General features: G+C 56.4%; 14 protein-coding genes. 1 reads left to right on the top strand and 13 read right to left on the bottom strand.

The window, feature by feature from the left end; genetic code table 11:
* Nucleotides 1-139: 139 nt before the first annotated feature.
* The 7 genes from gyrA to PT964_RS17525 form a co-directional block, all read right to left on the bottom strand.
* Nucleotides 140-2,593 (bottom strand): DNA gyrase subunit A, encoded by a 2,454-nt coding sequence (gyrA, locus tag PT964_RS17555; RefSeq protein WP_274364674.1) that lies wholly within the window; start codon nt 2,591-2,593, stop codon nt 140-142.
* Nucleotides 2,594-2,602: 9 nt separating this feature from the next.
* Nucleotides 2,603-4,591 (bottom strand): DNA topoisomerase IV subunit B, encoded by a 1,989-nt coding sequence (gene parE, locus PT964_RS17550; RefSeq protein ID WP_274364696.1) that lies wholly within the window; start codon nt 4,589-4,591, stop codon nt 2,603-2,605.
* Between the two features lie 43 nt (nt 4,592-4,634).
* Nucleotides 4,635-5,627: an ABC transporter permease gene (locus tag PT964_RS17545; protein ID WP_274364673.1), complete on the bottom strand. Its 993-nt coding sequence runs from the start codon at nt 5,625-5,627 to the stop codon at nt 4,635-4,637.
* Nucleotides 5,620-6,564, bottom strand: coding sequence for an ABC transporter ATP-binding protein (locus tag PT964_RS17540; protein WP_274364672.1), 945 nt, complete (start codon nt 6,562-6,564; stop codon nt 5,620-5,622). Before PT964_RS17540 ends, PT964_RS17545 begins: the two co-directional genes overlap by 8 nt.
* A 12-nt stretch (nt 6,565-6,576) precedes the next feature.
* A complete protein-coding gene (locus tag PT964_RS17535; protein ID WP_274364671.1) occupies nt 6,577-7,350 on the bottom strand; it encodes a GDSL-type esterase/lipase family protein in 774 nt (257 codons plus the stop codon).
* A gap of 121 nt (nt 7,351-7,471) precedes the next feature.
* A complete protein-coding gene (locus PT964_RS17530; RefSeq protein WP_274364670.1) occupies nt 7,472-9,253 on the bottom strand; it encodes a methyl-accepting chemotaxis protein in 1,782 nt (593 codons plus the stop codon).
* 100 nt (nt 9,254-9,353) lie between these two features.
* Nucleotides 9,354-10,529, bottom strand: coding sequence for a M24 family metallopeptidase (locus tag PT964_RS17525; protein ID WP_274364669.1), 1,176 nt, complete (start codon nt 10,527-10,529; stop codon nt 9,354-9,356).
* A gap of 182 nt (nt 10,530-10,711) precedes the next feature.
* Here PT964_RS17525 and PT964_RS17520 point away from each other — a divergent pair, with 182 nt between their 5' ends.
* The gene (locus PT964_RS17520; RefSeq protein ID WP_274364668.1) at nt 10,712-11,560 is read left to right on the top strand and encodes a sugar phosphate isomerase/epimerase family protein; all 849 of its coding nucleotides are present in this window, start codon (nt 10,712-10,714) and stop codon (nt 11,558-11,560) included.
* Nucleotides 11,561-11,779: 219 nt separating this feature from the next.
* On the opposite strand, the gene PT964_RS17515 is transcribed toward PT964_RS17520, so the two are convergent.
* From PT964_RS17515 to PT964_RS17490, 6 genes are all read right to left on the bottom strand, one after another.
* Nucleotides 11,780-13,642, bottom strand: coding sequence for an ABC transporter ATP-binding protein (locus PT964_RS17515; protein ID WP_274364667.1), 1,863 nt, complete (start codon nt 13,640-13,642; stop codon nt 11,780-11,782).
* Entirely contained in the window at nt 13,639-15,423 is a 1,785-nt protein-coding gene (locus tag PT964_RS17510) for an ABC transporter ATP-binding protein (RefSeq protein WP_274364666.1), read from the bottom strand. The genes PT964_RS17515 and PT964_RS17510 overlap by 4 nt, the downstream gene beginning before the upstream one ends.
* Before the next feature lie 199 nt (nt 15,424-15,622).
* Nucleotides 15,623-19,324, bottom strand: a complete 3,702-nt coding sequence (locus PT964_RS17505) for a dynamin family protein (RefSeq protein WP_274364665.1) — start codon at nt 19,322-19,324, stop codon at nt 15,623-15,625.
* A gap of 833 nt (nt 19,325-20,157) precedes the next feature.
* A complete protein-coding gene (locus tag PT964_RS17500; protein WP_274364664.1) occupies nt 20,158-20,439 on the bottom strand; it encodes an NAD/NADP transhydrogenase alpha subunit in 282 nt (93 codons plus the stop codon).
* A gap of 16 nt (nt 20,440-20,455) precedes the next feature.
* Nucleotides 20,456-21,160 carry an endonuclease III gene (gene nth / locus PT964_RS17495; RefSeq protein ID WP_274364663.1) on the bottom strand — a complete coding sequence of 235 codons (705 nt, stop codon included), beginning with the start codon at nt 21,158-21,160 and terminating at the stop codon, nt 20,456-20,458.
* A gap of 157 nt (nt 21,161-21,317) precedes the next feature.
* Nucleotides 21,318-24,041 carry an S-layer homology domain-containing protein gene (locus tag PT964_RS17490; RefSeq protein ID WP_274364662.1) on the bottom strand — a complete coding sequence of 908 codons (2,724 nt, stop codon included), beginning with the start codon at nt 24,039-24,041 and terminating at the stop codon, nt 21,318-21,320.
* Nucleotides 24,042-24,045 lie beyond the last annotated feature (4 nt).

Raw genomic sequence — 24,045 nt, 5'->3', positions numbered from 1 at the left:
TAGCGGTTTGGCGGTGGTGTCAGTAAGCGGCTTGGCGGTGGTGTCCGTTTGGACCGCGGGGGTTTGTGAGGATCGGCGAGAAACAACATTCCGGCGTCAAAAAAAAACAGCCGAACAGTTCCACCTGTTCGGCCGTACCTTACGATATCGCATTTCCGACACAAACCGCCGCTTGGATCTGTTCGTCCTTCTCCGTTAGAACGAGAATCGCTCCGATGGACCGGAGAATGGCGATCGGCGCATCCTCCGAGGAGAACGTTACGGTGCGCCCCGCCGAAGTAACGGCCATGAAGCTGCACTCTTCCTTGACGAAATGCGCCATCACAAGCGCGCTGCCGTTCGGCTTGACGCGTTTGCCTTCTTTGAACTCGAACGTGGCCACGCCTTTGCCGCCTCGGCCTTGCACCAAATAGTCGGTTAACAGCGAACGCTTGCCGTATCCGAGATCGCTTAGCACCAATATTTCGCCCTCGTCCCCGGCTACGTTCAGCGCGGCGACGACTTCGTCCCCTTCTTTCAGAGCGATGCCGCGAACTCCCCCGGCGACCCGCCCCATATGATTTACTTCGTCGCTGCGGAAACGGATGCTTTGACCCAGCTTGGTGATCAGCAAAATTTCCGACTCCAAGCCGTCGCTGCCGATCCATACCGTTACAACCTCATCGTCCTTGCCGAGCTTCACCGCCGCAATGGCCGTCATCCGGTTTGTGGCGTATTCCTTCAATTCCGTCTTCTTGACCTGGCCGCGCTTCGTGACGAATATGACGGACTTGCCCGTCTCTTGCATATCCTTCACCGGAATGGCGCTTACGACCCGGTCGTCCTTCGGAATCGGTACGACATTGACGAGCGCCGTCCCCGTGTCCTTCCACTTATATTCCGGGATCGCGTGAACGGGAAGCAGAAAGTATTGACCTTTAGCCGTAAACAGCAGAAGGCTGTCGATCGTGTTCACCTCAAGCAGACTGCGCACGAAGTCGCCTTCCTTGAGGCCCGTCGATTCGACCTCGCCGCCGGAACGGGTGAACGAAAGCTTGCTCGTCCGTTTGATGTAGCCTTGATCGGACAGCGTCACCAGCACGTCCTCCGGCGTTACGAGCACCTCGACGGCCACCTTCAATTCCTCGACCTCGTCCTGAATTTCCGAACGGCGGTCGATGCCGAAGCGGTCGCGAATTTCCGTAAGCTCCTTCTTAATGACGGCAAGCAGCTTCCGCTCGCTGCCGAGAATCGCCTTAAGCTGCTCGATCAGCTTTCTTACCTCGTCGAGCTCTTTCTCGATCGCCGTAATTTCCAAATTGGTAAGCCGGTATAATTGCAAAGTCAAGATGGCGTCGGCCTGCCGCTCCGTAAAGCCGTATTCCGCAACCAGGTTGTTTTGCGCGTCCTGCCGGTTTTTGGACCGGCGAATCGTCGCGACGACGTCGTCCAATATATCGAGCGCTTTCGCAAGACCTTCCAGCACGTGGCCGCGGTCCTCCGCCTTCTCAAGCTCGTAGCGGGAACGCCGGGTTACGACGTCCTTCTGATGCTCGACGTAAGCGACCAGCATCTCCTTCAGCCCGAGCTGGCGCGGCGCTTTGTTTACGATCGCCACCATGTTGAAGCTGTACGAGATTTGCAAATCCGTCTTTTTGAGCAGGAAGTTCAATATGCCTTGCGCGTCCGCATCCTTCTTCAATTCAACGACGATCCTTAGCCCGTTGCGTCCGCTCTCGTCGCGCACCTCGGCGATGCCCTCGACCTTCTTCTCCAGCCGGATCGTCTCCATGCTCGTTACCAGCTTCGCCTTCACGACGCCGTATGGAATTTCCGTAATGACGATCTGCTGCTTCCCGCCGCGCAAATCCTCAATCGCCGTACGACCGCGGATATACACCCGGCCCTTGCCCGTCGTATACGCTTCGCGGATGCCGTCCGTTCCCATCACGATGCCGCCGGTAGGGAAGTCCGGCCCCTTGACGATCTCCATCACGTCCTCAAGCGTAGCGAACGGATCGTCGATAATGCGGATGCACGCATCGATCACTTCCCGCAAATTATGCGTCGGTATTTCGGTGGCGAAGCCGGCGGAAATGCCGCTGACGCCGTTCACCAGCAAATTCGGAAAGCGGGAAGGAAGCACCGACGGCTCCTTCGCCGTATTGTCGAAATTGTCGCGGAACTGCACCGTGCGCTTGTCGATATCGCGCAGCATCTCCATCGCGATACTAGACAGGCGCGCCTCCGTGTACCGCATCGCCGCGGCCGGGTCGTCGTCCTGCGAGCCCCAGTTGCCGTGGCCGTCGATGAGCGGGTGCGCCATCTTCCACGGCTGCGCCATCCGCACCATGCCTTCGTAGATAGAGCTGTCGCCGTGCGGATGGTAGTTCCCCATGACGTCCCCGACCGTCTTCGCCGATTTGCGGTACGGCTTGTCCGGCGTATTGCCCGATTCGTACATTGCGTATAAAATGCGGCGCTGCACCGGCTTCAAACCGTCCCGTACGTCCGGGATGGCGCGGTCTTGAATGATATATTTGGAATACCGTCCGAACCGGTCGCCGACGACTTCTTCCATCACAACCGGCAAAAATTGCTCCTGTGTACTCACTGCATCACCCTATTCCTCGTACTCCGTAAAATCGACATTCTCGATGATCCACCGCTTCCGCGGATCCACCTTATCGCCCATCAGCGTCGATACGCGGCGCTCCGCCTTCGCGGCATCCTCGATCTTCACCAAATACAGAACGCGCTGTTCCGGATCCATCGTCGTTTCCCAAAGCTGCTCCGGATTCATCTCGCCGAGTCCTTTATAACGCTGCAGCTCGATGCCCTTGCCGCCGAGCTCCTTCGTTACGGCCGCGAGCTCCTCATCCGAATACACATACTTGGTTACCGTCTGTTTTCCGCTCTTTTTCGTCACTTTATATAAAGGCGGCCGCGCGATGAACACTTTCTCCCCGTCAATGAGCGGCTTCATGTACCGGTAGAAGAACGTCAGCAGCAGCACCTGGATATGCGCGCCGTCGGTGTCGGCATCGGTCATGATGATGATTTTGCCGAAGTTCGCTTCCTCCGCGTCGAACTCGGAGCCGACGCCCGCGCCGATCGCCGATATTATCGTCCGGTATTCATCGTTCTTCAAAATATCGGCCAGCTTCGCCTTCTCCGGGTTGAGCGGCTTTCCTTTCAGCGGCAATATCGCCTGATGGCGGGAATCGCGTCCCTGCTTCGCGGAGCCGCCTGCGGAATCGCCTTCGACGATAAACAGCTCGTTGCGCATGAAATCTTTAGACTGCGCAGGCGTCAGCTTGCCGCCCAGGTTCGAGCCTTCGCCTCTTCCCTTCTTCCCGCTGCGCACTTCTTCGCGCGCTTTGCGCGCGGCCTCGCGAGCTTTCGCCGCTTGCACCGCTTTCTTGAGCAGCATTTGCCCGACCTGAGGGTTTTCCTCGAGAAAGACGGACAGCTTGTCCGCGACGATGCCGTCCACGGCGCCGCGCGCCGATGCGCTCCCGAGCTGGTCCTTCGTCTGGCCGACGAACTCGACCTCGCCCATCTTCACGTTGATGACGCACATCATTCCCTCGCGAAGATCGTTGCCCTCAAGATTTTTTTCTTTCTCCTTCAAAATGCCCGCTTTTCTCGCATACTCGTTCATTACCCGCGTATACGCCGTCTTAAAGCCGGTTTCGTGCGTTCCGCCTCCGCGGGTCGGAATCGAGTTGACGAACGAAGCGATCGTCTCCGTGTAACCGTCGTTATATTGAAAAGCGACCTCGACCTCGATTTCATCCTTCTCGCCGTAAAAATGGATGCAATCGTGGAGCACCGTTTTGCCGTCATTCAGAAACCGGACGAACTCGCTTGCACCGCCGGCATATTCGAACGTCTCTTCGGCCCCGGTACGCTCGTCCCGCAGCACGATGCGAAGCCCCGAGTTTAAAAACGCCAGCTCCTGCAAGCGCTCTTGAAGCGTATCGTAGTTGACCGCAATACTGCCGTGGAATACGCGCGCATCCGACTTGAACGTAACCTTCGTTCCCGTCCGTTTCGTATTTCCGACAACCTCGAGTCCGGTCACCGGTTCGCCGACATGCTCCTTGCCGGAGGAGTCGACCCAATATTCAAACCGCTGCTTATGTATTTTTCCTTCGCGGTAAATTTCGACCTCCAGCCACTCGGACAGCGCGTTCGTCACCGAAGCGCCGACGCCGTGCAAGCCGCCCGACTTCTTATACCCCCCGCCGCCGAACTTGCCGCCGGCATGAAGCACCGTAAATACGACTTGAGGGGTCGGAACCCCCGTCTTGTGCATCCCGGTCGGAATGCCCCGTCCGTTATCCTCCACCGTTACGGATTGATCCTTATGAATCGTTACCGCGATCCGGTTGCAGAACTTCGCCAAATGCTCGTCCACCGCGTTATCCACGATTTCCCAAACCAAATGATGCAGCCCGGACGCGCTCGTGCTCCCGATATACATACCCGGTCTTTTCCGAACGGCGGTCAAGCCTTCAAGCACTTGAATATCGTCTGCGCCGTAGCCGGCTGAGCCATTCGCCTCAACCGGCGGGGCGTTGTCAAATAAATCGATTTGTTCGGCCATGCCGTTCCCCCGTTCCTTCTCCAAAAAGCAATCCTGCCTTATTTTAGTTCAAAACGTCCCTTCTCGTAAACACTCCAAACGAAACAACGATCGATAGCCATGCGGTGACCGCCAGTACGGCGAGCGAGAAGGGCAGCGTCATGCCGGGAATCGGAGGCGCTTGACCCGCCAAATACGTCACCGTATCCAGGTTTACCATAAAGAAATATTTCGCGGCCTCCCAGCTTCCCGCCATGTTCGAAAGAATCGTGCCGGATATTAGCACCGCCAGCATAATGCCCATCCCGGCCGCCGTGCTGCGCACCAAGACGGAAACCATGAGGCTTAAGCAGGCTACGACCATGCATGAGAACCACGCCAAACCGAGCACCATCCATAAAAACTGCCACTGCTCCACAATGCGGACATGCGTCGCATCCACCGTGGAGCCGACAACGGCAAAGCCCGTCAACACCGGCGACCTCCAGCCCGAATAGCCGAGAAAGGCGCCGGATATCAAATAAGATAGTGCGAATGTCGCCATAACGATGAAAGAAACATAAAAAGTCATCGCGACGTACTTGCCGGCCAGCACCTTCCATCTGCGAACCGGACGCGTCAGCAGCAGCTTGATCGTGCCCAGCGAATGCTCGGAAGAAACCAAATCGGATGAGATGACCATCACCATAAGCGGCAAAAACAAGCTTACGGCATTCACCGCAAATTCTCTCGCAAACGTGACGCCGCTTGCGCTGTTCGGGTCGATATTGCGGTCCAGATGAATTTGCAGCCGCTCGATTTCTACGCGAAACCATTTTTTCCATTCTTCCGGTATTCTTGTCGATTCGGTCCTCGCCTTATACTCGTTGATTTGCGCCTCGGCTTTGATCCGCCAATCGTCCGTGCCCGTTTGCTGTTTAAAGCTTTCCGACATTTTCACCTGCGCATACGTAAAAATCGGAATCAAAACCGTCAGCAGAAGCAAAATGACCGCAAACCGCTTCTTCCTCCAAATCTTCAACGTTTCATTGCGGATTAACGGCAGCAGGCTACTCAATGCTCTCGCCCTCCGTTATGTCCAAAAATAGCTGCTCCAGCGTCGGCTGCTTGATCTCGATCCGTTTGACCCGAACGCCCGCCAGCACCAGCTGCCGATTGGCTTCGGGAATGGTCTCCTCGTCCATTCGCGCCGAAAGGCGGCCTTCGGCCGAATCGGCCTCGACATCTCCGCCGAACCGCTCCATCAGGACGGACAGCCCCAGCTCAACGGGCTCCAGCTGCCAATGAACAAGCTGCTTCGCACGGCGCAGCAGCTCGTCCACCCGTCCCTCCGAGATGAGCGCGCCTTTAGAAATAATCGCCACCCGATCGCACATCCATTCGATTTCGCTTAACAAGTGGCTTGAGATGAACACGCTCATGCCTTGATCGGCAAGCTTTCTGACGAACTCCCTTAACTCTTTGATTCCTTGCGGATCCAGCCCGTTCGTCGGCTCGTCCAAAATAAGCAGCTTCGGATTTCCCAGAAGCGCCTGCGCGATGCCGAGCCGCTGCCGCATGCCGAGCGAATACGTCTTCACCTTGTCGTGAATCCGCTTCCCCATCCCGACAAGCTCCACCGTCTCGCGAATCCGCCGACCATCCACGCCTTGAAGCATCCCTGCGAAATGCTCGAGATTTTCCCATCCGGTCAAATACGGATAAAGCTCCGGATTTTCCACGATGCAGCCCACATGCTTCAGCGCTCCGTCATGATCTTTCCGGATATCCGCGCCGCAAATGACGACCTTGCCCGCCGTCGGGCGGATTAAGTCGACGAGCATGCGGATCGTCGTCGTTTTTCCGGAGCCGTTCGGACCTAAAAATCCGAATATTTCTCCGGCGTACACGTTGAAAGAGACGCCTTTGATAATCTCCTTGCCCTTGATCGATTTGGCCAGCCGCTGAACGGACAACACCGGCACCTCGGGGCGCTCCCCGTTAACTTGTACCATCTTCGCATCCTCCTATTCAAGCAGCAGCGCAATGTGCTTGGCGATTCTCTCATATCCGGCTCCGTTCGGATGGTAGAAATCCGCGGACAAAAACCGGCTGACGCCGTTCTCGAACAAATCGAAGGTGGAAACGAAGGTCACGCCTTCGTATTGCTCCGCCAGCTTAAACACTTCCGCGTTCCATTCCTGGATCAAGTCGGAGGAGCCCTCAAACTGCGCCAGGTCGATAAATGGATTGTACAAGCCGATATAGTACACCCGGGCATCGGCGTTCAAGCTTTTTATTTTTGCCATTATGCTCTGAAGACGGTTCAACGCCTCCGGAAACTTCTCGCGAATCGACACCGGATCCACTTCGTCGCCGATCCGGAACAAATCGTTGCCGCCCGCCGTCATAAGCACGACGTCCGCCTCCCGGATCGCCTCCTGAATTCCTTCGCGTTCGTTCAGCTCGGCTAGCACCTGCGTCGTCGTGTAACCGTTCCGGGCGAAATTGCCCAAGACGCGAACCGGGACATTCGACGTGCCGCCAAGCAGCTCTTTCGCCCGAACGACATAGCCTTTGCCTGACTCGTCGCCTGTGCCCACGGTGAGCGAATCGCCGATTGCGACGATGCTTATCCCTTCCCGCTTCGGCTGATCGGCCTCAGGCGCCGCATTCGCATTGCGATCCAAGCCGCCTTCTTGCGGAAAGACGACGGTGCGGACCGCATTACCGAAGCCGACTAACAGTATCACGGTACAGAGAAGCGCAATAGCGCCGATCGGTCTCCACTTCGCGCGCATCATCGCCCCCTCCTTCCCCTTTCTACTATTAAGAGTAGACAATTTGGCTCAGGTAATCAAATGCGCATGCGAAAGGCGCGGCCCGGAAACGTCCCGAAACGCGCCTTTGCGGGTAATGCTTCTATTCTGATGATGACAAACGGAACCGTCCGATTTCGGCCTGAAGCCGCGCCGCCAGCTCCGAGAGCGACGAGGCGGACTCAAGCACCCGATCCATCGCGTGCATTTGCTCCGAGCTTGCGGCGGCCGTTTCTTCGCTTGTCCCCGCGCCTTCCTGAGCGACGGCGTTCACTTGGCGAATCGCCTTCACAATATGCTCGCTGCCTTCGCTTAAGCGGTAGATGGAGGAGGCGACTTCATTGATTTTATGGGTGACATCGGAAACCGAAGCGTCGATCGTCTGGAACACTTCGTTCACCTGTTCCGTCTTCGCGATTCCGTCCTTGACTTTGACGCCGCCTTCTTTGATCATCTGCAGCACGTTGCCGACATCGGCTTGAATCGTCCTCACGATCGCGGCGATTCGCTTGGACGATTGCGCCGATTGATCCGCCAGGTTGCGAATTTCGGACGCGACGACCGCGAAGCCTCTGCCCGCTTCTCCGGCGCGCGCCGCCTCAATCGTTGCGTTGAGCGCGAGCAGGTTCGTCTGGTTCGCCACATCGGCGATCAAGCCCAGAATCGCACCGATTTCCTTCGATCGCGCCGCGAGATCGTCCGCCACGCGCTCCATGCCTTGAACCGTGTCGTGAATGGCGCCCATCTGCCCGACGACGTTCGAAACCGCCCGCAAGCCTTCCTGCGAAGAGCTCTTCGCTTTTCCGCTTAAACCGGTCACTTCGTTACTGTGATTCGTTATCGCCTCCAAATCCGCGGCCATCGCTTCGATCGATTCCGACGCCGTCGCTACGCTGGCTACCTGTACCTCCAGACCGGAGGACAGCTGTTCATTGCCCGCGGCGATCTGCTCCGCGGCTTTTGCGGTGTGCTGCGCATTCGTTTGCAGCTGCACGGACACGTCGGCGAGTTGTCTCGCCCCGTCCCTTACATTGTTCAACAGCGTCCGCAGGCCGGCGATCATCGAATTGAACGAATGCGATAACGCGCCCATTTCATCCTCCCGCTGAAGCTGCCATACGACGGACAAATCGCCCGATTCCGCCTGCGACATTTTTTCGCGCAGCTGTTTGATCGGGGACGATATGTTGCGGGCGATGCCGCGTCCGGCCAAGAACAGCAATACAGCCGCGGCAATCAGCAGCGCAAGGGATACGCTGAGCGCCGTTTGGATCGTCTGGATGTTGTCCTGCTGAATGTCGCTTGCCTTATTGGTGTAATAGTCGATCACTTGCTTCGCCAGCTCGTCCTTCTTCATTCGGTACGGCATGACATTGTTTTGATAAATAATAAAGCCCAGATTCGGCTGATCTTCTTTTACCAGTTCCGAAACCTCGACGCGGTAAGCATCGAAGTTGCTTGCAAGCAAATAAAATTCCTTCCATGCCGGCTCGATCTCCGGGTCTATGCCGTTCTCCTCAAACCGGGTAAACAGCTCGTCGCTTTCCTCGTACAGCAATTGAAGCTGGTCGTTCGCAGTCTGCTTGTCCACCGTCGATGACGCCAAAATAAGCTCCAGCATTCTCGTCTCGCTCGTCCGTTGATTCAATGCGATTTTTTGCGCGGTTTGAACCGGGTCGAACGCTTCGGCCTGCAGCGACCGCGAATTGCTGTTGATCATTACCAAATATACGTAATTGACCCCTCCGACCAATGCGAGAAACAGCAGCGCCGTTCCGACCAGCAAATATATTTTTTTCGTCGTGCTCATCCGCCGCCAAAAAGCGCCGACAAAGCTTGTCCTTCCCTTCAGCGTGCGGAAGCTCCCATTTGCTTTTTTTCCCATGCGCATCCCCCTTTTATGTGCGACAAACTATATGTTTCTACCTTTACGGCAGGAAACCTTTGCGCTTGCATAAAAACCATGTCAGATTATTAACCTGCGGTTAAAGACGGATGAGCCCGGGCGGAGTCAACGTCAATCTTTCGAAGCCGGACTCGGTGATCGCGTATGTATTTTCTATGCCGACGACGCCTCGATCCTTGAACGTGAATTTCGGCTCGATTGCAACGACCATGCCGGGGCGAAGCGGCGTGCGGAAGCCTTTGGCCAGCACGGGCCATTCGTCAATCTCAAGGCCGATCCCATGACCTACGAATTTTACCGCATCGCCCTTATATCCCATAAAATGATCCCCGAACCCCGACCGGGCCGCCATTTCCAAAGCCACCTCATAAATATCCTCACAGATTGCTCCGGGCTTTAACTCCCGCTCGATCCGGGCAAGAATGGCTTCCGAAGCGTCATACGCCGCCTGAAGCTCCTCATCCAGCTCTCCGATGACGGCCGTCCGCGTTTGGTCCGTAACGTACCCTTCGATATTGCAGCCGATGTCGAGCAAAATCGGCTCTCCGGGCAAAATCGGGCTGAAGCCGGCACCTTTCGGAAATGCCGAATGCAGACCTTCTCCGCCGGCCGGCCCGTCGAAGGCGGACGGAATGGCGGCGGACGCGCCGCTGGCGGCGATGCCGGTGACCAGCTCCATGTTCATCGCCCGCACCCGCATAAGCCCAAGATGCCCGGCTTTGCGCAGCATATATTCGATGTCGGCGAGCAGCTCGATTTCGGTCATGCCGGGACGGATGCCCCGCACAGCTTGCCGCAGCGTATCGTCGGCAATGCGCGCCGCCTTGCGCATCGCTTCAAGCTCCTCCGGGTCTTTCACCATCCGCGCTTCGCGGATGATCGCGCTAGCGTTATGCCACTGCGCATCGGGAAACGCCGCGCGCAGCCTGTCGAACCATTCCACGGGCAAAACATCGTATGTAAGCGCGATCGGCACCGCTCCGGACAATTCCGGATACCGCTCCGCAGCGCGGGCTCCGAGCGTCTTCAAGCTGCCCAGCTCTTCGACGCGAACCGCGCTTTCATCCCGCGCTCTCGTAATGCTTCTTCGAACGTAGAACGTCGGCTCGGCGGCGGCCGGCACGAGCAGCAGACCCGATTGCATCGTGCCTGTCAAGTAATAAATATCTACGTTGTGCGTGACAATGAATGCCGCAAGCTGTTGTTCTCTTAATGCCGTTTGCAAATGCTTCATTCTGCTGTCGTAAATCGTCACCGTTTGTCCCCCAGTACACTGTGCATCTTTCCCGGTAAATTTGTGTCCATTATTTGAACTCCCTTCCATTGTACATCAGGTCGCGACAGGATTGTAGCGCTTTCTTTTTCGTTGACGGTTGCCGCCGCATCAAGGTAGTATGAAACAAGCGGTAATAACGTTAAGGTCAAGGAGGCAACTGTATGTTAAGAGGCTTAACCCGCGCAGGAATCGGCGATGTCGGTCCGATCGACCGTTTTGTCCAGCTTGCTTCGTCTTATGGCTTTGAATCCGTCGATGCCGGCGCCAACGAGCTTCGCGATTGGATTTCCCGCGACGGCCGTTCGAACGTGCAGCAATATTTGAAGGAGCATAACGTCGTCATCGGTTCGATCGGCTTTCCGGTGGAATGGCGGGATACCGAAGAACGGTTCAGACACGGCCTGGCGCAGCTTGGAAGAGATGCGGAAACCGCCGCCGAGCTCGGCATATCCGTATGCTGCACCTATGTTCTCCCGTCCACCGATTGGAACGCGGCACGGTTTATGGCCGTCGCCACCCGCAGACTGCGCGCTTGCGCCGTCGTGTTGAATTCCTACGGCATCCGCTTCGGACTTGAGTTCGTAGGACCGCACCATCTGCGAACCGCGTGGAAAAACCCGTTCATATGGGATGCGGACAGCCACTTGGAGTGGATTGAAGCGATCGGCGAGCCGAACGTCGGCTTACTGTACGATGCATACCATTGGTACACGAACGGCTTGACGAAAGACGACATTCTGAAGCTTCGCGCCGATCAAATCGCGTATGTACATATTAACGATGCGAAGGACGTCCCCGTGGAGGAAGCGCTGGATAACGACCGCGTATATCCGGGGGAAGGCGTCATCGATTTAACGTCCTTCCTGCAGGGGTTGAAGGAAATCGGCTATAAAGGGCCGATTTCGCAGGAAATTTTGACGCGCACGCCGCCGGAGCAAACGCCGGCCGAGCTGCTGGAGCGTTCGCGGAAGGCGTTCGATAAAGTGTTTGGCGAAGCGTTCGGGGGCTAACCTCGGCTAGTGCGTCAGGTGCGGGGGCGTTAGCACCTACTTTTGGGGCTAACGCCGTCGATCCTACTGAACTTTGTTCCGTTGCTCTCCTCCGCGCCGCATGGCCGACCACCTCGTACGGAACTTTATTCCGCTGCAACCTCCGGCTATCACGCCCAACCAATAAAAAAAGGTCGACTTTATGTCGCAACCCACAACATAAAGTCGACCTTATTTGTGTTACACCGCTTCGTCCAAGAAACGGTACTGCGCTTGAATCAAGCCGTAATACTCGCCTTGAAGGCGCATCAGCTCATCGTGGTCTCCTTGCTCGATAATGCGGCCGTGATCCAGTACGACGATCTGGTCCGCGTTTCGAATCGTAGAAAGACGATGCGCGATAATGAACGAGGTCCGTCCGGCAAGCAGCGTCTTTAACGCATGCTGGATCTTGACTTCGGTTTCGGTATCGATGCTCGCGGTCGCCTCGTCGAGGATCAAAATACGCGGGTCCGCCAGCAGCGCTCTAGCGAAGGAAATGAGCTGCCGCTGCCCCATCGAGAGCACGCTGCCTCTTTCCTCGACCTCCGTTTCGTAGCCGTCCGGCAGCGACGCGATGAAATCGTGCGCGCCGACCGCCTTGGCGGCCGCCTCAACCTCCGCATCCGTCGCATCCAAGCGGCCGAAGCGAATGTTATTGCGGATCGTCCCCGAGAAAATAAACGTATCCTGCAGCACGATTCCGATCTGCGAACGAAGGCTTTGAATCGTCACGTCGCGAATATCGGTGCCGTCAATCGTAATTTTGCCGTCGACGACATCGTAAAAGCGGCTGAGCAGGTTGATGAAGGTGCTTTTGCCGGAGCCGGTATGCCCGACAAGCGCAATCGACTGGCCCGCCTTCACTTCAAGACTGACGCCCCGAAGCGCCGGCCGCCCCTTCTCGTATTCGAACACGACGTTTTCGAAGCGGACGTTCCCTCTGATCGGCGGCATCGCCTGCGCTTCTTTCTTCTCGCCGACCGTCGGCTCCTCGTCGATAAATTCAAAGATCCGCTCGGACGACGCCATCGCGATCAGCAGCTGGGAATACATCATGCCGAGCCGATTGATCGGCTCCCAGAAGTTGCCGACGTATCCGACGAAGGAAATTAGCAAGCCGATCGTCAGCTGTCCGGATTGGATCAAGTACGCTCCATAGAAAAACAGGATGAACGTTCCCAAACCGCCGGTAATTTCAATAAGCGGGTTGAACGTCTGGTTCAAATGGGAGGCAACGTTCCACGAGCCTCGGTTCACCTCGTTCATCTCTTCGAAATACTTCATGTTCGCCTTCTCCTGCGTGAACGCCTGCGTTACGCGGATGCCCTGAATGCTCTCGTTCAAGTGCGAGTTGATGCGCGACTGCTTCATCCGCACGTCCTGCCAGGCTCGGCGAATTTTTTTGCGGAGCTTGGTGGAGAGGAAAAACATGATCGGCACGGTGACCATGATCGCCAGTCCGAGCTTCAAATTAAGAGTAAGCAGAATGACAATAATGCCGACAAGCTGCACGCAATCGATCAAAATATTAATGACGCCGTTCGTAAACAAATCCTGCAGCGAGTTCACGTCGTTCGTTACCCGCACCAGCACGGAGCCCGCCGGCCGCTGATCGAAAAAGCGGAAGCTAAGCCGCTGAATGTGCTGGAACAAATCTTTGCGCAAATCGTAAATGACGCGCTGCCCGATCATATTGGTGAACCGGATCCGGAAATAACCGGCCACCCATTGAATGACATAAAGTCCGGCGATAATGCCGCAAATCGTCCAGAGCTTACCGTAATCGTTCCCGCCGCTTACCGTTTCCACGGCGTTTCCGAGCAGCAAGGGCACGAGAAGCTTCGTAATCGTGCCCAACACCATCATGACGATGACGACCGGAAGCAGCTGTCTGGAATAAGGCTTGATGTAAGCCGCAAGCCGGGAAAATTGTCCCCAGTCGAACGGCTTCTCCATTATTTCGTCGTCCTGATAAACAAAGCGTTCGTTCTTCGTTTGCTGCTTCTCGCCTTCCGGCTTTGCTTTCAGCTTTTCCTGCTCATCCGCACGACTCTGACTCATCCGAACGCCACCTTCCGTTCCTCTTGCCGCTTCGCCACTACATCCGGATGATCGGAGTATTGGATGTTGTACGTCTCCAAATAACGTCCCGGTCCGCCGAGCAACTGCTTGTGCGTGCCGCGCTGAACGACGCGCCCCTGATCCAGCACAATGATTTCATCCGCATGCTTGAGAGAGGAAATCCGGTGCGCGATGACGAACGTCGTACGGCCTCTCATGACCTCTCTGAGCCCTTGCTGAATTTCATGCTCCGTTTCCATGTCGACGGCGCTCGTCGCATCGTCCAAAACAAGAATTTTCGGATTTTGGATAATGGCTCTGGCGATGGCGATCCGCTGCTTTTGCCCGCCGGAAAGACCCAAGCCGCGCTCCCCGACAATCGTGTCGTAGCCTAACGGGAGCTCCATTATGAAATCGTGCGCCTTTGCCAGCTTCGCCGCCTCGATAATTTTGTCCATCGAAACTTGTTTTTGCCCGTAAGCGATGTTGTTCCGGATGGTGGACGAAAACAGGAACGTCTCCTGGAAAACGACGGCGATTTGCTTCCGCAGGCTCTCGAGCGTTAATTCCCGAATGTCTTTGCCGTCCAGCGTAATTCGGCCTTCCTTCACGTTGTAAGCCCGAAGGAGCAGCTGGGTGACGGTCGTTTTGCCGGAGCCGGTCGGACCGAGCAAGCCGATGACGGAGCCCGCCGGCGCATCGATGGAAATATCGGTCAAGGCTGGCGCTTTATCCGGATACGCGAAAGTAACCTTTTCAAACCGGACATGGCCCTTCGTCTCTTCCGATCGGATGGCGACCGCGTTCGGAGAATCCTTTACGTTAATCGGACTGTTCAAAATTTCCAACAGACGCTCGCCCGCCGTCTTTGTGAACGTATAGTTGTTGATATGGAAGCCGAGCCCCCAGAGCGGACCGATAATGTACCAAATGAGAGACAAAAAGGCCGCCAAATCCCCGACAGACATTTCACCGCGGATGACGAACGTTCCCCCGACCCCGATCAGGATCACGACGCTAAGGTTTGCGAACAGCTCCATAATCGGAAAATATTTCGCCCAAATGTTTGCCGTTTGTATTTGATTGTCGCGGAACGACTCGCTGCGCTCGTTAAACTTTTTCATTTCGTGCGTCTCGCGCGCGAACGATTTGACCGTCCGGACGCCTGTAATATTTTCCTGCACGGCGGTCGTCAAATCGCTCATCGACTGGCGGATCAGCCGGAACGCCGGATGAATCTTCGATTCGAAGCGGAATGCGGAGAACAGCAGGAACGGTATCGTGACAAGCGTTACCAGCATCAGCTTCCAGTTAATGCCGATCATCATAATCGCACCGAAGCCGACCATGAAAAACACGTTCAAAAACTGAGCGAAGCCAAAGCCGACAAACTGCCGGATCGCATCCAAATCGGCCGTCAGCCGCGACATCAAATCGCCGGTCCGAGCTTTGTCGTAATATTGAAACGACAAGTACTGCAATTTTTCATACGTAGCCTCGCGCAGGTTGAAGGCGACCCAATTGCCCAGCCGTCCCCCCGTCAAACCGCTTAAAAACTGAAACATTCCTTTGACAATGACGACTCCGAGCACCGTCAACGCGACCGCCGGAACCTGTTCGTACTGCTTAGCCAAAATGACGTCGTCGATCAATGTTTTTAGCATGTAAGGGTATACAAGTCCGAGCGACGTCATTACAGCCAAACAAAAAATCGAAACGAACAAATAGTACTTCAATCTCCCCGGCCAATAAAACCTTTTGAGCTGCCGAAACACTCCCATGTAGTGGGTTTCCCTCCCGCGCGTTTTTACTCCGAGCTCTTGTTTCATTACGGTTATTAAAGTCTTTATGCAGTTTAGCATCGGAGGTAAGAACATTCAAAAAGGAAACTCCCCCGAATCGGGGGAGATTTTGCCGTATTTGGCACATCTGCGGTTTGGGGAGGTACATTTCTTCAAAATGTTCCAAATCGTTATCTTTTTATGCCATTTCCTCGAAAGCTGTGAAAATGTCCGATAATTGCCTGTCCCTCGCCTCCAGGTCGGGCAAGTTCCACACTTCGCTCAGCGCGGTGCGGATGCCGCCGGCCGCTTCCGTGACGAGCGTTTCCGCCTTCTCCTTGCAGTCGCCCAACGCGGTTTGAACCGCCTCCGCATACCATTCCTCGAAGCTTCGCCGTGCTTCCTCCAGCGCCGCGGCGATCGGCTCCTGCCATCTGCGCTCCAGCGCTTCCTTCAATTCCTTGCGGCCCGCTCCTTCGAAGAAATGCTTGGCGCTCTTGTAGTGCTGCTTCAGCAGCTTCATATCCGCTTCCTCTGCGGACCATTTGAAGGCCGAGGACGGAGTTGCGAACGTATACGGCTCCCACGACCCCGGATCGAAGGAAGGAATCCGCTTGCGGATGTCGGCCGTCCACCGTTCGAACGTACGCTCCAAGGCTCCATTGATAAAACGTTCCATCCGAACCGTAACCGCCAGCGTCTCGTTTTCCAGCTCTTTGCCGATGTAGTCCGACAAATCTCTCCACGCCCAGGCAAGCGATTCTTTGCTGTCTCCTTTATCTTCCCGCAAAGAGGACGGGTTGAAGCTTGCGCCGTACCATTCGCCGAAGCGGAACATGACGCGCTGTTTAATATAATAAAACTGCTCCGCAATTTCCTTCGCGGCCGCTTGCAATTCGGGCTGCACGCTTTCTGCCCGGACCCGGTCGATCGCCGCTTGCTCGTCGGCGGACAGCTTCGCAAGCGCCGCGGATCGTTCTTCCTCGCCGGTGCGGGCGGCTTCGATCAGCGAATGCAGCAGCGACAGCGTGCGTCTAAGCTCGCCCTCCGCCGACCGGAAGGCAAGCGCCGCGAGCTCCTCGCCGGCAAATCGGCCGAACGCTTGCTCGAAAGCGGCCATGCCGGAGTGCGCCAGCTGATCGGGGCTTTGGTTCCGCTTCGCCTCGAGCGCTTGCAATGACGATACCGGGAACAGCCTTGGATTCCGTATGCCGAATGCCGTTAAATTGTCCCGGACATGGTTCAATACGTCCTGCAGCTCCTCCGCCGAAGAGGCGAGGTCCGCCGCGTTGACGATGAAAAACATTTTGTCGAGCTCCATGGCGTCCTTCACGCGGCCGAGCTGCTCCAGAAACTGCCGGTCCGCGCGGGAGAACGCATGATTATAATATGTGACGAAAAAAATCGCGTCGGCATTCTTTATATAGTTGAACGCCACCCCGGTGTGACGGGCGTTGATCGAGTCAGCGCCGGGTGTATCGACCAGCGTCACCCCTTGCTTCGATAGCGGCGATTCGTAATACAGCTCGATTTTATCGACGAACGCCGATTTTTTCTCTTCCGCAACGTATGCGCGGAACGTATCCCGGTCGGCTCGGAGCTCCGTGCCGAGGAACGGCTCCGCCTCGTCCCACCCGTCGGTAACGGCACGAAGGAACGCCACATGCGGTTTTCCGCCCGGGGGGATGTTGTCGCTCAATTCGCCGTGCGTTTTACCCATCGTCTTGCGGAGGAACGGTACGATGCTCTCCCCCTCCGCCGGCTCGAAGCCGAGCGTGCGCAGCGAATGCGCAATGTCCTCCAGCACGGAGGCGCGCGGCTTCAGAAAGACGCGGGCGATGCCGTGCGGCCATTCATCGTTCGGAGGCACGACGGTATTAATGGACGCCGTCGTCGGGTTCGGCGACACGGGAAGCGCGTCTTCGCCTAGCAGCGCGTTGGCGAAGGATGATTTGCCCGCGCTGAAGGCGCCGAACAGTGCGGCGGTAAAGCGCTGGTCGCGCATGCGCCGCGCTTTGTCGCGCAGCGTCCGAGCCGAAGCGGCGAGCGGCGCGATCGTATCGACGACGCCGGCCGCGTCGTCCAGCGCGTTCGCGGCGGCCTGCAGCCGCCCGCGGAAGCTGCGCGTCCCGTCCTGCGGGGACGCGTCGGGCTCTTGCGCGGCGGCGCCGCCGCGCTCCGCCTCCGCCGTGACGGCGGCGAGCGGCGGCACGCCTGCGGTTGCGCGCCGCATGCCGTCATGCGGCGCGGCCGTTTCCTCCTCCGGCTCCGCCTGGAGGAGGGACGGGTCCGGGAACTGCGCCGGTTCCCGGACGAGGTTTGCGGCGGCGCTCAGGCTCGCCGCCAACGCTTGCGCGGAGGCGCGTTCCGCCGCCTCCAATTTCTCCAGCTCGCGCACATGTGCGAGCTGCGCGTTCAGCTGCGCGAGCTCGGCGCGCAGCTGGTCTTCCTCGGCTGCGTGCGCCGCAGCCGCAGCCTCAACGAGCGCTTCGGCAGCAGCGGTCGCCGCCTTGCGCACGCTCTGCCGTACGGCTTCGGCGATTTCCTTGGCGAAGTTCAGCGTATATTCGCCCGACAGCACAGCGCCCGGCCGCACCATGCCGAGCAGCCATTCCGGCGTCACCTCCGCGTCGACGCCTTCGATGAGCCGCTGCGCCGCTTCGTCCCCGGCAAGGCCGAGTTCCTCCGCCGTCCGCTTCAGCAGGCTTCGCACGTGCCACACAAGCTGCGCCGTCACCTGCTCCCGGAAATCGGCATGAAACGCCTCTAATCGCCGTTTCCGCTCCTCTTCCGTCTTCGCAGCGGTAAACAGCAGCCCGACCTTAAACCCGCTTTGGCGGCTTTCCAAGAAAGCGTGCGCGAGATCGCGCGTTGCCGCAGGCGTCAGATTGGCGTTCTGCGCAATCTTCGCCGCTTCCGCCCTTACAAGCTCCACAGCGTTGTGACGCAGCTGCGTTCGGCGGTTGAGCTCGCGGCTGAGCTCCTCGAACCGCGAGGCGAACGTCTGCGCCTCGTCGGTCGCCGCCAGCTCGCGCAGCTCCGCCTTCCGCTCCTCGTTCAGCGAAGCGACGTAAGCCGCATGCTCTTCTGTGAGCCGCAGCGCCGCCGACGCCGCTCCGCGCAGCCCCAGCTGCTCCCCGCGAAGCACCGTAGCGCGCAGCCAGCTGCGGAGCAGCCCCAGCTCGTTGTGCGGGTGCTCCGGCGCTTTGAGCGTCGTATAGAACGCAGCCGCGGGATGCACGCCCCACGCGGCAAACGCATCCGTCACTCCGTCACGGAACGCGCCGAACGGCACCTCCGCTTCGCGGTGCTTATCGATTTGGTTCACGACCAGTACGAGCGGCTTGCCGAGGTCCGTGAGACGCTTCGCAAACTCCATGTTCATTTCCGAAAGTACATGGTTGTAATCCATGACGTATATGACCAAATCCGCCAAATGCAGCGCCGATTCCGTCGCCATCTGGTGCGCGTCGTCGGTCGAATCGACCCCCGGCGTATCCAGCAGCGCAGCGTGATCGCCCAGGAAAGAGATCGGGTGCCTCAGCTCCACGCTCTCCACTTCTTGGCCGTTCTTCGCATATTTCGGCACTTCTACGATCGGGATATGCGCGCTTGTCCCGTCTCGATAAACGATGACGGCCTCGGAAGGCCCGTTATGGATCGATACGACGTTCGCGCTTGTCGGAATCGGGCTTGACGGAAGCAGCTCCGCCCGGCAAATTCGGTTGATCAAGCTCGATTTCCCCGCGGAAAAATGCCCACATAGCGCCATATAGAACGTGCCTTCCCGCACTTTGTCCGCCAGTGCTCTCGCCTTCTCGGCCGTCGCCGTATCCCCCGCGGAAAGCAGCGCTTTGTTCAGCTCCTCCAACTCTCGCAACAAACTCTCTCTATTGTTCATGAACCCCTCAACCCCTAGAATGGTAAGAAACACATAAAACTCATTATAACGCACAATGCGCCTCTAGGAACATGAAAACTGCAACGCCGATTCTCACATCCTTATGCTCCGAGCCGATATTGAGGCGGCACGTCCGAAATAGCGAAGTTTCACCGCATTATTCCCCGATTTTCGCCCCGCGGACTCAAAATAGTGAAGTCCCACATTCTTATTTCGGCGCTCCGAGCCGATATTGCGGCGTCACGGCCGAAATAGCGAAGTTTCACCTCACTATTCCCCGTTTTCCGCCCCGCGAATTCAAAATAGTGAAGTCCCACATTCTTATTCCGGCGCTGCGAGCCGATATTGCGGCAGCACGACCGAATAGCGAAGTTTCACCCATCCCACTATTACCGATATCCGCACCGCGAACTCAACATAGTGAAGTCTCACATCCTTATTCCGTCGCTCCCAGTCGATCATGCGGCTGTGAAGCCAATCGCGTGTGTGCTGCTTCCTTGTCTCTTTCCCCTACACCATTATGGCAACCTGCTGTCTATGTTTTGTTCTGCGACTTCCTTCATTCCTACGTACTCCCTGCCCCAACCAACCGTTATGGTAAAAGTGTGTTCATGACAGATTGCTCAAACGACCGATTATGAACATACTTTTTCCATATACCCCGGCCGACCGCCTCATTTTCCCCTTTATATAACCAACTCGCTACCGTTAATGAACAACCTTTTTCCATAATCAAATATTCGAGCTTTGTGTTAGAAGGGGGGATTCCGTGTGCAAGTTGGTGTAAACACAAAAAAACTCCGCCAAAAAGACGGAGCACCATCTGAAGCATATTAAGATTGTACCGCTTCCTTCGCAGCCGGATCCGGCAGCAAAATTTCAAACAATTCGCCGTGCTGCAATATCGTAATATCTCTGCCCTTCTCCTTCATGACGACGACATCGCGCTTGGACCGCATCCGGTCCACGTAATGCTCCGGCACATCGCCGGACTCGCTGACCATGACGCCCTCGACTTCGGTTTCTTCGTCCTGGGACAGCTTCGTGCTGAGCACCTTATCGTAAATATCGGAGAATCGTTCAAAATCGTTGGTGTAAACGGAAATGCACTTCATGTTCTTTCTCCACCTCTTAGTCTGCCGAGCTGCTGACGCCCGCCCTTTTTCTAGTTTGTTCCTTATTCTTCCTGTTTGCGGCCGGTTTCATACGTTTCTTGCCTTCTCGGCACATCATCAGCAAAGGACAATCGCCGCACTTCGGGTTTTGCGCTTTGCAATGATATCTTCCCAAGAAGATGAGACGATGATGCGTCTGCGTCCATTGTTCCTTCGGCACCTTGTTCATCAGCTTCTTCTCGACCTCGAGCACGGAATCGTCCCTGCCCGCCAAGCCGAGGCGCTTGCTGACACGCTCCACATGCGTATCGACGGCAATCGCAGGCACTCCGAACGCATTGGAAACGACGACGTTGGCCGTTTTTCGTCCGACGCCGGGGAGCTTGACCAGCTCCTCGTGCGCCTCGGGAATTTCGCCGCCGTAATGCTCCAGCAGCATGCGGCACAATTCGCGTATATGCTTCGCCTTATTTCGGAATAAGCCGATACGCTTAATGTCGCTCTCGAGCTCCTCCAGCGGTACGGCCAAATAGTCTTCCGGAGTTTTATATTTTTGAAACAGGCCGGCCGTTACCTTGTTTACCGTCTCATCCGTACATTGCGCCGAGAGCAGAACGGCGATCGTCAATTCGAACGCATTCGAATGATGAAGCTCGCAATGAGCATCCGGAAACATGGAAGCAACCGTATCTAGTATTTCTCTAACCTGTTGTTTGTTCACTTGTATTTCGCCCTCCTTCCGGCCATTGACCATACTAAAAAAGTTTATCGAAAAGCGGGCCGCAATTCAACGGATAACTTGTCCGAAATGTTACAAAAATAAAATACACCCGTGAAGGCGGATAAACAAAGCCGCAATCACGGGTGAGCCGCTCAGGCTATTTCAATAACTCTACGATTTTCCCGTCGATGACGTAGATCGTCACCTTGTCGTTCTCTTTCAATCGGCTGAGCGCCACGACGCTGCCGTCCGTCGAATGAAGGTACACATAAGGATCGACGTTGTACGTTTTTTGTTCGGACAAGTTCGCCACTTTGAACGTGATTTGGTTTTTCGCCGCGTCATAGGAGTTGAAAACGCGCACGGAGCCGCTCGCAACCCATACATAAGGAATTCCCGTGCCGTCCACTACGACCTGCACCCGGTCGCCGACCTTCATGGCCGACAGGCTGGTGCTGATTTTGTCGTTCAGCTCGACGTTCACGCCGTCCGCCACATTATAATCGCGGGAAGTGTTGTTATAGTCCTTCACCGTAAGCTTGCCGGAAAATACGTCAAAAGCGGTAATCGTGCCTCGGAAAGCGCTGGGCAAGGACACCGACTGAATCGACTCGCCCATATACGTTACGACAACCGGTTCGCCGACTTTCAGCGCTGCGAGCGTCGTCGTTTTTCCTTCGGCGTTCAAAATCGGCGTGGTCGTCGTCAGCGGTATGGCGGACGCCACATTCTCGCCGTCTACGACGTTCAGCTTCCGCGTCGTCGCATCGATCGAGGTGAGCGTATATACGTACGATTTCTTCACTTGAATATGGAGCACATACGTTAACGAGTTGTCCATCGTTACGAACACTTGGGTGCCGACACCGATATCGTTAATCGTCTCGCCCGTTTTCTTCGGAATGTCGATGGACGGAATGCCGAAGTAAGTGAGCGTCAGCTTTTCACCCGTCTTCGTCTCCATCGAAATCGTTCGCGTCGTCGTATTGATCGCGGTCACTTTGCCTTCCGCCTTCGTCACGACGTTCAAGCGAACCAGATTTTGATCGGAAACGGTCAAATTGACCTTCCGTCCTGCCTGCAAATACGTGGCATATTGGTTGCTGGCCATCGGGCTGCCGTCAAGCAAAAATTCGGTCCGATCCGAAATGTTGTATTTTTGTACGCCCTCTGTTTCTTGTTCAACCAGTATATATTTCTTTGCGGCATCGAAAATGATGATCGTTGCCTGCTTCAAATCCGATACTTCGCGCCCAAACACCGAAATTTTCTCGACGCTGTCGGTGTCGCCGTTAATCGTCAGCTGCACGCGATCGCCTTTTTGCAAGTCGGACAACACCGCACGGTCGAGACCGTTAATATTGACGGTTACCGTCTTGGACAAAGCTTTCACGCCGAGGGTATTATTGGCATCCACATAGGTAATGAATTCAGGATCAACGCCTCTAACTTCGACATTCAACGTCACAAACTTCTGCTTCACGACATTAAGCGATACAGCCGTGCTGTCCAGCACTTCGTACGCAACCGTATCTCCGACATTCAAACCGGCGAGATCGGCAAGCGGCTGACCCTTCAATTGAAGCGCTGCGCCGGCGGATATCGGATACGTTTCTACCGCGGAGCCGCTGGTAGGCTTAATGGAAACCGTCCGGTTTGCGGTGTCTATCGACTGGATGACGCCTTCGTCCGTCTTATTGAAAGCAAGCTTCAGCACCGTAATGTTGGAAATGTCGGTCGTCCCCGGCAGTCGCTGAAGCCGCAAGGTGCTTTCCTTCGTAATATCGCCCAAGTTTACGCCGGCGCCGCCTTCGTTCACAACCGCAACGTTCGATGCAAGCTTGTATTGGCTTGAGCCGTTCGCCCCGGAAATCGTAATCGACATATTGGCGATCGATACGTCCGACACCTTGCCTTCGAACGTCTCCAGCTGCACCGGATCGCTCACAATCTCAACGTAATATGCCGTATTGTTTTGCTCGATCAGTTTCACTTTTTGATACGTCTTCAGATCGGCGGCCGTGACGGGCGCTCCCGAAGCATTGAAGAACAACGCGGACGGAGAAACGGCGAACGTCTTCACCTGATTGTCGTACGTACGCAGTTGAATGGTTCCGCCGCTTGCCGCCGTAACGTAACCCGACGCCACTCCCGGCTGCTCCGGAATATATTGGTCCGCGCGGGAGAGGAAGGTGGCGATTTGCGCGCGGGTAACCGGCTCGCCAGGTCGGAACGTATTATCCTCTTTAAAGCCGGTAACGATTCCTAAATCGACCGCCAGCCTGACGAAGCCTGCGGACCCGGCCGAAATTTTGGATGCGTCGGCGAATGCCGGCGTTCCGGCGGATGCCGCTTCACCGTCCTTGCCAATGGCGCGGATCACTAAGCGGGCAAGCCATTCGCGGGATGCCGGTCGTCTTCCCCAGCCGAGGCTGGAATCGCCGGAAGCGGCGGCTTGCGTCTCTTCGCCGAGGTTCAGCATTCTTTCTTCCAATGCTTTCACGACATAAGGTCTGAAGAACGGGTCTACATCAAAACCGAGCACGACCGTCCGGTCGTCGGCCAGCGCCTCATCCTCGAGTCCCATCATGCGGACCGCCATGACGACGGCTTCCTGTTGGGTCACGTTTTTATTCGGGCCGAACGTGCCGTCGTCGTAGCCTTTCACGATTTTGCTTGCGGCCAGCTTGGCGACATGGCTGCGAGCCCAGTGGTTCGCGGGGACGTCCGGAAACGTTACCTTCAATTCGTCTGCCGCCGCGCCTGCCGTAACGGCCGGCGTCTCCGCCGCCATCGCATTCGGCGCGATTCCCCCGCTGAGCAATGAAATTCCGAGAGCTGCGGAAGTCAGTACTTTCAAATGTTTGTGCGGTGTTTTCATAAAG

This window comes from Paenibacillus thermotolerans (genome assembly GCF_028745515.1).
In the GTDB taxonomy this organism is placed as follows: Bacteria; Bacillota; Bacilli; order Paenibacillales; family YIM-B00363; genus Paenibacillus_AE; species Paenibacillus_AE thermotolerans.
This window is presented reverse-complemented; position numbering and strand designations above follow the sequence as displayed.